Annotated in this window: 9 protein-coding genes; 4 read left to right on the top strand and 5 right to left on the bottom strand. The window is 72.2% G+C overall.

Annotated features, from left to right (window positions below; all coding sequences use genetic code 11):
• Positions 1-30 precede the first annotated feature (30 nt).
• Positions 31-585 (bottom strand): isochorismatase family protein, encoded by a 555-nt coding sequence (locus ACWCYY_RS38880; protein ID WP_345282751.1) that lies wholly within the window; start codon positions 583-585, stop codon positions 31-33.
• A gap of 238 nt (positions 586-823) precedes the next feature.
• Here ACWCYY_RS38880 and ACWCYY_RS38875 point away from each other — a divergent pair, with 238 nt between their 5' ends.
• Both ACWCYY_RS38875 and ACWCYY_RS38870 read left to right on the top strand, forming a co-directional pair.
• Positions 824-3,151 carry a glycosyl hydrolase family 18 protein gene (locus ACWCYY_RS38875; protein WP_449798761.1) on the top strand — a complete coding sequence of 776 codons (2,328 nt, stop codon included), beginning with the start codon at positions 824-826 and terminating at the stop codon, positions 3,149-3,151.
• Positions 3,152-3,400: 249 nt separating this feature from the next.
• Positions 3,401-4,657: a serine hydrolase domain-containing protein gene (locus ACWCYY_RS38870; RefSeq protein ID WP_449798760.1), complete on the top strand. Its 1,257-nt coding sequence runs from the start codon at positions 3,401-3,403 to the stop codon at positions 4,655-4,657.
• Positions 4,658-4,718: 61 nt separating this feature from the next.
• Here ACWCYY_RS38870 and ACWCYY_RS38865 read toward each other — a convergent pair whose 3' ends face one another.
• The 3 genes from ACWCYY_RS38865 to ACWCYY_RS38855 form a co-directional block, all read right to left on the bottom strand.
• Positions 4,719-5,837, bottom strand: coding sequence for a glycoside hydrolase family 19 protein (locus tag ACWCYY_RS38865; protein ID WP_449798759.1), 1,119 nt, complete (start codon positions 5,835-5,837; stop codon positions 4,719-4,721).
• A gap of 222 nt (positions 5,838-6,059) precedes the next feature.
• Entirely contained in the window at positions 6,060-7,091 is a 1,032-nt protein-coding gene (locus tag ACWCYY_RS38860) for a hypothetical protein (RefSeq protein WP_345282745.1), read from the bottom strand.
• Positions 7,088-8,326, bottom strand: a complete 1,239-nt coding sequence (locus ACWCYY_RS38855) for an MFS transporter (protein WP_345282744.1) — start codon at positions 8,324-8,326, stop codon at positions 7,088-7,090. Before ACWCYY_RS38855 ends, ACWCYY_RS38860 begins: the two co-directional genes overlap by 4 nt.
• A 274-nt stretch (positions 8,327-8,600) precedes the next feature.
• Between ACWCYY_RS38855 and ACWCYY_RS38850 the strand changes: the two genes are divergently transcribed.
• Positions 8,601-10,082 (top strand): CBM96 family carbohydrate-binding protein, encoded by a 1,482-nt coding sequence (locus tag ACWCYY_RS38850; protein ID WP_449798758.1) that lies wholly within the window; start codon positions 8,601-8,603, stop codon positions 10,080-10,082.
• A gap of 58 nt (positions 10,083-10,140) precedes the next feature.
• Here ACWCYY_RS38850 and ACWCYY_RS38845 read toward each other — a convergent pair whose 3' ends face one another.
• Positions 10,141-10,542 carry an ACT domain-containing protein gene (locus tag ACWCYY_RS38845; protein WP_449798757.1) on the bottom strand — a complete coding sequence of 134 codons (402 nt, stop codon included), beginning with the start codon at positions 10,540-10,542 and terminating at the stop codon, positions 10,141-10,143.
• Between the two features lie 192 nt (positions 10,543-10,734).
• Between ACWCYY_RS38845 and ACWCYY_RS38840 the strand changes: the two genes are divergently transcribed.
• Positions 10,735-11,493, top strand: a complete 759-nt coding sequence (locus ACWCYY_RS38840) for a hypothetical protein (protein WP_449798756.1) — start codon at positions 10,735-10,737, stop codon at positions 11,491-11,493.
• Positions 11,494-11,682 lie beyond the last annotated feature (189 nt).

Genomic DNA, 11,682 nt, shown 5'->3' with positions numbered 1-11,682 from the left:
CGGGCACGGCCGTTGTGCCCGGGCCTACCGTCAGCCGAGTGCCGCGAGCACCTCGTCGGTGGTGGCGATGTGCCCGATCCGGGGAAAGATCTTCGTGGTGCTGTGGACGTGCGAGTCGCCGTCCAGGTCGGTCATCGCGTCGGTGACGAAGGTCAGCCGGTACGTCAGCTCCCAGGCGCTGCGGGCGGTGGACTCGACGCCGATGCTGGTGGAGATGCCGGCCAGCACGATGTGCCGCACGCCCCGCCGCCGCAGCTGCAGGTCGAGCTCGGTGCCGGTGAAGGCGCCCCAGTGCCGCTTGGTGACCAGGATGTCGCCCTCGGCCGGGCCGAGGGCTGGGGAGAGTTCGGAGAAGCCGGCGGGCGGCAGCGACGGGGTGAACCCGTCCCCGGGGAGCGGGAGGTCGCCGCCGTCGGGATGCCAGCCGACCCGGACCAGGACGACGGGCAGTCCGCGGGCCCGGAAGCCCTCGGCCAGCCGGACGCCGTGCTTCAGGATCTCGCCGGAGTCGTGCGCCGTGGGCATCGCCAGGATGCCCTGTTGGAGGTCGATCAGGACGAGCGCGGTGTCGGGAGTGATCTGCACGGGGTGAGCCTATCCGTCAGGTGCGGCCCGGAGCGGGACAGGAGAGCGGGACAGGAAAGTTTCTTTACCTTGCGCCGCTGTCCGGCCCCTGACCTGTGCGGGGGCGCGGGCCCGGGTAAAGAAAGCCTCCTGACGGGGGCTCAGCGCCCGACAGTGCTCTTGACCGCCCCAATTGGTCCAGTCCAATCTTTGATCCCCTGTACCGCCGGAAACCCCACTCATCCGGAGGACCCCCACCATGCTCGAACGAGCTCTGCCCGAGCGCCCCGCGCTCCGGGCCGCATCGTCACGCCGTAGAGTCGGCGCCCTGACGCTGGCCGCCGTGCTCTCGGCCGGCAGCGTCGCCGTGGTCGCCTCGCTCGGCACCGCTTCGGCCGCCCCGGTCAGCCTGCTCTCCAACGGCGACTTCGAGGCCGGGCTGACCGGCTGGAGCTGCGCCGCCGGCAGCGGCTCGGTGGTGAGCAACCCGGTGCACGGCGGCGCCGCCGCCCTGAGCGCCGCCGCCACCGCGGGAGACACCGCGCAGTGCCAGCAGACCGTCGCGGTGCAGCCCAACACCACCTACACGCTGGCCGGTTGGGTGCAGGGCAGCTACGTCTACCTGGGTGCCACCGGCACCGGGGTGAACGCCCAGTCCTGGCTGCCCTCGGCGACCGGCTGGACCCAGCTCTCCACCAGCTTCAAGACCGGCGCGAGCACCACCTCGGTGACGGTCTACACCCACGGCTGGTACGGCCAGGGCACCTACCGGGCCGACGACCTGACGCTGACCGGCCCCTCCGGGCCGACCCAGAGCACCACCCCGACCGTCAGCGCCTCGGCCAGCGCCAGCCCGTCGGGCAGCGCCAGCCCGTCCGCGAGCCCGTCCACCAGCGCGAGCCCGTCGGCCAGTTCGAGCCCGAGCTCCAGCCCGAGCACGAGCCCCAGCCCGAGCGGCACCCCGAACGGCCCCGGCGGCGACGGCAAGGTGACCGTCCCGGCCGGCTTCAAGGTGGAGCGCACCACCCACAACGCGGTGGTGCTCTCCTGGCAGGCCTCCACCGACTCGACCGACAACGCCCCGGCCTACAAGGTGTGGCGCCAGGGCCAGTTGGTGGCCACCTCGATGGGCACCAAGGTCACGGTCAGCTCGCTGCTGCCCGGCACCACCTACACCTTCACCGTCCAGGGCTACGACAAGGCCGGCCACGCCTCGGCCCAGTCCGCGCCGGTCACGGTGACCACCGCCGCCGCCCCGGCGGCCGCCAAGTACCGCTCCGCCTACTTCGACCAGTGGGGCGTCTACGAGAACACCTACTTCGCGAAGAACGTGGACACCAGCGGCTCGGCGGCCAAGCTGGACGTCATCACCTACGCGTTCGCCAACATCCACCCCACCTCGCACACCTGCTTCGAGGCCGTGAAGGCCTCCGACGCGGCCAACGAGAACAACCCCAACGCGGGTGACGGCGCGGGCGACGCGTACGCCGACTACCAGATGGACTACACCTCGGCGACCAGCGTGGACGGCTCCACCGACGTCTACGAGCAGCCGATCAAGGGCAACTTCAACCAGCTGCGCCAGCTGAAGGCCAAGTACCCGAACCTGCGCCTGACCATCTCCATCGGCGGCTGGACCTACTCGAAGTACTTCTCCGACGCGGCCTCCACCGACGCCAAGCGGAAGGCCTTCGTCTCCTCCTGCATGACGATGTTCATGACCGGTGACCTGCCGACCAACGTGGCGAGCGACCCGTCCGGCGGCAAGGCCTCGATCGCCGGCCTCTTCGACGGCATCGACATCGACTGGGAGTACCCGGGCTCGGCCGGCGGCCACGTGGGCAACCACACCTCCACCGCCGACAAGCAGAACTTCACCCTGCTGCTCAAGGAGTTCCGCGAGCAGCTGGACGCCTACGGCGCCCAGCAGGGCAAGAAGTTCCTGCTCACCGCCGCACTCCCGGCCGGGCAGGACAAGATCCAGTACCTGGAGACCGACAAGATCGGCGCCTACCTGGACTACGCCGACGTCATGACCTACGACATGCACGGCGGTTGGGACGCCAAGGGCCCGACCAACCACCAGGACCCGCTGCACGACAGCCCGGCCGACCCGTCCACGCCCGTCACCCCCGGCGCGCGGAAGTACAACGTGGACACCGCGCTGACCGCCTACACCACCGGCCTGCCGGAGTACGGCGTGACCGGCGGCTTCCCGGCCAACAAGATCGTGCTGGGCATCCCGTTCTACTGGCGGGGCTGGACCGGTGTCCCGGCCGGCACCAACTACGGCCTCTACCAGAGCGCGACCGGCCCGACCCCGGCCAAGCCGCTCAGCCAGGAGGCCGGCCTGGCCGCCTGGAAGGAGCTCACCCCGACCGCCGCCACCACCCACTGGGACCCGGTGACCGAGAGCTCCTGGATCTACGACGGCACCAACTTCTGGACCGGTGACACCCCGCAGGCCATCCAGGCCCGCGGCGCCTACGCCAAGTCCAAGGGCCTGGCCGGAATGTTCGCCTTCTCGCTGGAGAACGACGACACCTCGGCCACCCTGCTGAACGCCATGTCCGCCAGCCTCGGCTGACGCGCCAACGGCTCAGGCACCACGGGCCCGCACCCCCTCGGGGTGCGGGCCCCGCCGTTCGGCGGGGAGGTTTCCGGCCACGACCCCGAGAGGCCTCAGGGGCCGGGTACCCCGTGGGGCGGAGGGGTGGTTCGCCCTCGGGGAGGACCGGTACCGGACCTGAGGGGGAGGTGCGTGCCCGCACCGCGCTGCGAGGGTGGACGGGCCGGAAGGGACTCCGGCGGGTAACGGACCGAGGGGACTGGGGACATGGCCATGGGACTGCGCGGGGCGGGTCTGCGGGCGGCGGCGGTGGCACTGGCCGCCGCGACGGTGGTCGGTGTGGTGGCGCCGGTGGCGGGGGCCGCCGGGGCGTCCGAGGGGGCACGAGGGGCGGCGGTCACGGCGGAGGCTGCACCGGGTTCCCGGGTCGACCGGGAGGCGCTCGACGCGGCGCTGCGCGCGGCGGTGGTGGAGGGCGGCTCGACCGCCGTCCTGGGCCGCGTGGTGGAGAACGGCCGCACGCTCTGGCAGGGCGCGGCCGGCAAGGCCGACCTGGACCGGGGCACCCCGGCCCGGGCCGACGGCCGGTTCCGGATCGGCAGCGTGACCAAGACCTTCGTGGCCACCGTGCTGCTCCAGCTGGAGGCCGAACGCCGGGTCGACCTGGACGCGCCGGTCGAGCGCTACCTGCCGGGCACGGTGCCGAACGGGCGGGACATCACGGTCCGTCAGCTGCTCAACCACACCAGCGGCATCTTCAACTACACCGAGTCCAAGGACTTCCTGGACTTCGAGACCCCGGAGGCGGCCCAGCGCTGGCTGGACCAGGGGCGCTGGGTGCAGCACCGCCCGGCCGACCTGGTGAAGCTGGCCGTCGCCCACGAGCCGTACTTCGCCCCGGGCGCGGACTGGCACTACTCCAACACCAACTACATCCTGGCCGGGATGATCGTCGAGAAGGTCACCGGCCACGGCTGGGAGTCCGAGGTGGAGCGCCGGATCGTCCGGCCGCTCGGCCTGGGGTCGACCAGCTTCCCGTCCTCCTCGACCGCGGTGCCCGGCGTGCACGCCAAGGGCTACATGCAGCTGGCCGACGGCGGCCGGGCCGACGTGACCAGGCTCAACCCGAGCATGGCGGGCGCGGCCGGGGCGGGCATCTCCACCACCGCCGACCTGGCGAGGTTCAACTCCGCGCTGCTGGGCGGGAAGCTGCTGCCCGCGGCCCAGCTGGCCGAGATGACCACGGTGGCCCCGCAGTCGCTGAAGTACCTGCCCTACGGCCTGGGCCTGATGCGCGAGGACACCCCGTGCGGACAGCTCTGGGGCCACGGCGGTGGCATCCCCGGCTACGGCACCCAGATCCTGGGCGAGCTGGGCGGCAAGCGCCAACTCTCGTTCTCCTACAACCCGTTCGACAACAGCCGGGCCGGCGAGGCGAACCGGACGCTGGGTGAGCTGCAGTCGCTGATGGCCTGCGGCGCCAAGACCGGGACCACCGCCAGGTCGCTGCCCTCGCTGGGCTGACCCGACGGTGGTCCCGGGGCCGGTGCGGTCACGGGGGGCCGCACCGGCCCTGACGGCCCTGTCAGCAGCTCAGGTTGGAGCCCGGGACGGTGCCGAGGATCTGCACGAAGTTCTGGTAGGCGTTGATCCGGCTCTGCACCTGGGCGGGGTTGCCGCCGTTGCACTCCAGTGAGCCGTTGATGGAGCGGACGGTCTCGCCGAAGCCGGCGCCGTTGACCATCGCGTTGTGCGGGGTCATGGTGCCGGGGCCGTTCTGGGTCATCCAGTACCAGATGCCGGTCTTCCAGGCGACGGCCGGGTCGGTCTGCACCAGGTTGGGGTTGTTCAGCAGGTTGATGCCCAGCGCGTCACCGGCGGCCTTGTAGTTGAAGTTCCAGCTCAGCTGGATCGGGCCGCGGCCGTAGTACGCGGCCTGGCCGGCCGGGCAGCCGTAGGGCTGGGTGGTGTCGCAGTAGTGCGGGTAGTTGGCGGTGTTCTGCTCCACCACGTAGACCAGGCCACCGGTCTCGTGGTTGACGTTGGCCAGGAACGCGGCGGCCTCCTGCTTGCGCACGGTGTCGCTGCCGGTGCCCGCGAACGCCGGGTAGGCGCTCAGGGCGTTGACCAGGCCGGCGTAGGTGTAGAAGGAGTTCCGGCTCGGGAACATCTGGTTGAACTGGGCCTCGCTGACCGGGAATCCGCCCGGGTTGGTGGTGCCGGTCGGCGTCGGGGTCGGGCTGGAGCCGCCGTTGCAGGCGTACGGGTCCCAGTACCAGGTGGAGATCACCGGGTCGTAGCCCGGGTTGTCGTGCTCGGCGATGTAGTACCTGCCGTCCGTGTACCGGACGATCGCGCCGGTGGTGTAGGTCTGGCCGGCCACCCAGGCGGGGTAGTTGCAGCTGCCGGTGGGGGTGCTGGTCGGCGAGGGGGTGGGGGTGGTGGTCGGGTTGCCACCGCCGCCGCAGACGCCCTGGTCGGCCCAGACGCCGGAGCCGCCGGTGGACGGGGTCTCGCCCTGGGTCCACCACTTGGCGCCCCAGTTGTGGCCGTTGTACGAGACGGTGGCGCCGCCGGTGTAGACGGCGCTGGAGCTGTACGCGGTGGCACAGGTGGCGGCGGAGGCCGCCCCCGGCAGGAACACGGCGAAGCCCACCGCCACGGCTAGCGCGGCGAGCAGGGCCATCAGTCGATTTGTCGACACTTCGTCTCCCCTGGGTGCGGTGGGGGAACCGCACGGGTCGAGGACGGGATCGTCCGGTGTGGGGGACCCGCGGACGTGGGGGCGCGGGCCGGTACGGGAACCGTACGGTGGACTGAACCGCAATGGTCCAGACCTGTCAAGGGGGCCCGATCGGTTCGGGTGCGCCCCGACGGACCGCGCTGACAGACCGTCAGCGTACGGACGGCACGCGGCCGGAGGGCGTCAGCGCAGCACCGAGGGCGACTCCGCGCCGACCACCAGCAGCTCGCCCTGCCCCGAGCCGTCGGCCGGGACGGACCACACCTCGGGATTGCCCGCGCCGTCGCGCACCGTGTAGGCCAGCGTGCGGTCGTCCAGCCAGGCCGCCTGGTCGTCCACGCTCCGCGCCTCGGCGGTGGCGGTCACCCGCAGGGTGGCCAGGTCGAGCACCGAGAGCCGCCAGCCCTTGGCCGGATCGGCGTCCACCGCCTCCTTGAAGGCCAGCCGGGTGCCGTCGGGGGAGAGCGAGGGGCACTCCACGTTCTCCTTCAGGGTGCGCACCGTGCGGGCCGCGAGATCGCCCTCGGCCAGGTAGCGCTTCCCCGCGGTGGAGAGGGTGACGTAGAAGCGGTTGTCGTCGGCGGTGAAGGTGACGCCCCAGTAGTTGACGTCCGGCGACTGGTACGGCCTCCCGTCCCGGGTGATCGCGAACTCCTCCAGGGAGTTCACCAGTTGACCGCTGCGGGTGTCGTAGACGCCGGTCCGGGTGGAGAAGCCGCCGCCGCTGTAGGAGTCGCCGCCGACGAAGGTGGTCCAGTTGACCATCCGCCCGCTGGCCGAGACCCGGGCCCGGCTGGGCAGGCCGGGGACGGGGATCGACCTTGTCTCCGTCAACTCCCGGTCCAGCACCACCATCCGGTAGGACCACTGGGTGTCGGGGTGGGCGCAGATCCCGGTGCCGCCGGCCGCGTAGGAGCGGACGCACTCCAACGCGCCCACCTGGCGCGGCCCGTCGGGCTCGGCCGCCGCCACGGTGTTCAGGTGGCGGTCGCCGACCACCAGCAGCTGCCCTCCGTCGGTGGTCAGCCGGAGCGGGACGGCATCCGCCGGGCGGTCCGCGGCGGTGCCGCGGTCGCCGGCCGTCAGACCGTAGCCGACCGCGACGCTCGCCAGGACGGCGGCCAGCGCCGCCAGCACGCCGATCCGGGTGCGGGTGGTCATCCCGGCGGCAGGGGCCTGGCCGGTGTTGCGTTCGCTGGTCAACTCGGTGGTCATGAGGCTTCCTTGACGGCGCCGGGCAGACGGAACAGCAGGACGGCGGAGGCGACGATCGCCAGCGCGACCGCCCCGGCGGCGAAGCGGGTCGCGGTGGCCGGGCCCCACAGCTGCCAGGCCAGGCCGAAGAGCAGCGAGGAGACCAGGTAGGCCAGCGCCTGTCCGGTCTGGATCAGCGCGATCCCGGTGGTGCGCAGCCGCTCCGGCAGCACCGGCCCGGCCAGGGCCATCAGCACCCCGTCCGAGGCGGCGTAGAACAGGCCGTACAGGGCGAGTGCCGTGATCAGCAGCGGGGTGCCGCCGAGCGGGCCGAAGAGCAGCAGGTAGACGGCGGCCAGTGCGAGGTAGGCGGTCAGCAGCACCGGCAGCCGGCCGACCCGGTCGGCCAGCGCACCCAGCGGCGCGGCCAGCAGCAGGTAGGCCAGGTTGGTGCCGACCGCGAGCAGCGGGAACCAGCCGATCGCCAGGTCCTCGCGGCGCTGGAGCAGCAGGTAGACGAAGCCGTCCCCGACGGTGGCGGTGCCGAGCAGCACGGCCGCCAGCGTCAACCGCCGCACCGGGGCCGCCCTCAGCAGCCCGCGGACGTCCAGCTTCACCCGCACCGGCGGGAGTTCCTCGCGCTGGTCGCGGACGAAGAGCACCAGGACCACCACGCCGAGCACCGCGATGCAGCAGCTGGCGACGAAGACCGCGTCGAAGGACTGCCCGGCGGCGGCCAGCACCGCCATCGCCACCAGCGGTCCGAGGAAGGCGCCGAAGCTGTCCATCGCCCGGTGCACGCCGAAGGCCCGGCCGAGCGCCTCGGGTGGGGTGGAGAGGGTGATCAGGGCGTCGCGGGGCGCCGTGCGCAGGCCCTTGCCGGCCCGGTCGACGGCCACCACCAGGCCGATGCCGGTGGCCGAGCGGCCGACCAGCAGCAGGCCGAGCTTGGCCGCCGCGGAGAGCGCGTAACCGGTGCCGGCCACCGCCTTGCGCTGCCGGAAGCGGTCCGCCGTCCAGCCGCCGGCCAGCCGCAGCAGAGCGGTCGCGCCGGTGTTCAGACCGTCGATCAGACCGTAGGCCAGCGGGCTCAGTTGGAGGCCGAGCACCAGGTACATCGGCAGCACCGCCGTGACCATCTCGGCCGAGACGTCGGTGATCAGGCTGACGCTGCCGAGCGCCAGCACGTTGGCGCCGACCTTGACGGCGGTCCGGCTCCCGTCGGAGCGGGGCCGCCCGATCGTGGACAGGTACACGGAGCTCCTCCGGGCGGCGCTGTGGGATGGCGTGGACGGCTCATATCGTGGGGTGCCCCGGCCCGGGCGGACAACAGGGCCTCGGTAGCGGCTCGGCATGCGATGGGTGAACAGCCGGTGTACGGGTACGAGTTGACCGCGTACATCCCCGGATCCTCATGTCCTGCACGCGAGTTGTTCATCTGCGCGTGCCGGACCCGCCCGGCAGCCCCCCCAGGATTTCCCCGCTCGTGGCACGGGTCACGGGCCTCTCCCCCAGGAAAGGGACTCTCCGATGGGCAAGCGCCAATCCTGGCGAGCCGCGACCGCCGCCTCCGCGGCCCTGGTCACCACCGCGCTCGCCGCGACGCTCCTCACCGCGACCGCTCCCACCGCGGCAGCGGCGACCACCACCTTCACCCCGGTCGCCGACACCTACGTCCAGGACACCACCCCCAGCACCAACTACGGCACCTCCACGCAGTTCGTGGCGGACAACTCCCCGGTGCGGCAGGCGTTCCTGAAGTTCACCGTCGCCGGGGTGACGGCCCCGGTCGCCGGTGCCAAGCTCCGGGTCCGCTCGATCAGCGGCAACAGCGGCGCCAGCAAGGGCGGCGTCTTCAAGTCGGTCTCCAGCACCACCTGGAGCGAGACCGGCACCACCTGGAACAACAAGCCCGCCCAGGACGGTGCCACCCTGGCCACGCTGGGTGCGATCACCAAGGACACCTGGTACGAGGTCGACGTCACCTCGGTGGTGAAGGGCAACGGCACCTTCAGCTTCGGCGTCAGCTCGACCAGTTCGGACGGCGCCTACTACGACACCCGCGAGAGCGGCGCCGACGCCCCGCAGCTGGTGCTCACCACCTCCGGCCCGAGCCCCTCGCCCTCGGCCTCCCCCTCGGCCTCGGCCTCGCCGACCGTGACGCCGACGCCCACCCCGACCTCGACGGTCTCGCCCTCGCCGTCCCCCTCGCCCACCCAGCCGTCCGGTGACCCGGTGCTGGTCGGCGCGGGCGACATCGCGGACTCCGGTTCGGGCGACACCGCGACCGCCGCACTGCTGGACAAGATCCCCGGCACCGTCTTCACCGCCGGCGACAACGTCTACACCAACGGCACCACCTCGGAGTTCAACACCTACTACGAGCCGACCTGGGGCCGCCACAAGGCGCGCACCCGCCCGGCCCCGGGCAACCACGACTACAACACCTCGGGCGCCACCGGCTACTACAGCTACTTCGGTGCCAACGCCGGTGACCCGGCCAAGGGTTACTACTCCTACGACCTCGGCAACTGGCACGTGGTCGCGCTCAACTCCAACATCGCGATGTCGGCCGGCTCGGCCCAGGAGACCTGGCTGCGCGGCGACCTGGCCGCCAGCACCAAGCCCTGCACCATCGCCTACTGGCACCACCCGCTGTACACGTCCAGCTCCAGCCACGCGCCGTCCACCGCGACCCGCCCGCTCTACCAGGCGCTGTACGACCACAACGCCGAGGTGGTGGTCACCGGCCACAACCACACCTACGAGCGCTTCGCCCCGCAGGACGCCAACGGCAACCGGGACGACGCGCGCGGCGTGCGCAGCTTCGTCGCGGGCATGGGCGGTGCGAGCTTCTACGGCTTCGGCACCATCCAGAACAACAGCGAGGCCCGCAACGCCGACACCTGGGGCGTCCTGAAGTTCACCCTGCACGACAACAGCTACGACTACGAGTTCGTCCCGCAGGCCGGCAAGACCTACAACGACAAGGGCAGCGGCACCTGCCACTGACCTCGACCCTGCTCAACCCCGGGGCACGGGAGGCCAGTTCCCGTGCCCCGGGCACCCCCTAGCCCTGCTCCGCCGCCAGCTCCTCCAGCAGGCGCACCGCGCGCTCCGCGTCCGCCGCGCCGACGAACAGGTGGTCGTGGTGGAAGCCGGCCACCACGTTGCAGCTGATGCCGTGTTCGGCGAGCCGGGTGGCCGCCGCCGCCGTCAACCCGACCGCCTCCAGCGCCGAGTGGATCCGCAGCGTGATCCAGGCCGCCACGTACTCGTAGCGCAGCCCGAGCGAATCCGCCTCCTCCTGCGCCACCACCACGGTCGGCCCCTCCGCCTCGGCCACCGTGACCACCGGCCGCAGCCCCGCCGGGACCTTGGTCGGCAGCGTGCAGTAGACGTACCTCCCCGGGTGCAGCTCCGGGCTCATGCCGCTCAGCAACTTGCGCAGATCACTCTCACCGGCCGTCATGCCGCCACGCTAGCCGGTGGGTTCGCGGCGCGGGGTGCCGCCGTGCCGGACCGGTCCGGAGAACCGCGGGCGAGAATTCCGCGTCCTGATGTCACCGGAAGGGACGGCCGACCCGTCCTGAGGGACAGAACCGCGTCAGTGCGGATCCGCATGGCCGGCGTGCGCAACGACGACAGAGAGCCAGCAACAGACATGAAGGACTTCGGCAAGGATCTGGACGAGGAGCTCTCCTCACTGGACGCGCCACCCCTCGGCGATCTGGTCGGCGAGGCGGTCCGGCAGGGGCGCCGGGTGCGGCGCCGGCGCGCGGTCGGCGCGGTGGTCGGCTCGGCCCTGGCGGTGGCCGGGACGGCGCTCCTGCTCGGCGGCCCGCTGCGGCCGCACAGCGGCGGCGCCGGCCCCTCCGCGGTGGTCGCCGCCGATGTGCCGAGCCCCTCACCGGTGGTGCGACAGCCCGTCACCGGCGCGGCCCTGCTGGCTGCGGTGGCCGGGGTGGTACCGGACGGCCTGCGGACCGGCGGGTACGCGGCCCAGACCGACGGGGTGAACGGCGCGCAGGTCACCGGGGCCCAGGTCTACCTCACCGGGCCCGCCGGGACGGGGATGATCCGGGTCTTCGTCACCAGCGGGGAGTCGGAGGCCTCCTGCTTCACGACGGAGTCCTGCCGCCGGGACGACCGCGGTCAGCAGGTGGTCGTGGACCACATGAAGGGCAACTGCGTCCAGGACGTCGTGGTGACGTCCCGTCACCACGACGGCACCGTGGTCCAGGTGAACGTGGCGACCTGCCTGGCCTGGACCGAGGCCGAGGGCAACAAGCCCACCGCCCCGGCCCTCACCGAGCAGCAGGCCATCGCCCTGGCGGGGGACCCGGCGCTCTCGGCCTGGATGACCGCGGAGGAGGGCCTCCGGGCCAAGGCCGCCTACCCCGACCTGCCCCGGATCCTCTGACCGCCACGGACCGGCCGCGGCCCCGTCCGGGGCCGCGGCACCACCGTCACCGAGACCTGCACCGCACCACCCTGGGGGCCGAGAAGTGCGCAACGAAGCCGAGTTCGTCAGTTTCGCGGAGGGCAGCACGCTGCGCCTGCGCCAGCTGGCCTACCTGATGTGCCGCGACTGGCACCTCGCCCAGGACCT

The sequence above is a fragment of the Kitasatospora sp. NPDC001664 genome, assembly GCF_053596675.1.
The sequence above is the reverse complement of the archived record's forward strand: the minus strand, read 5'-3'. Positions and strand labels throughout refer to the sequence as shown.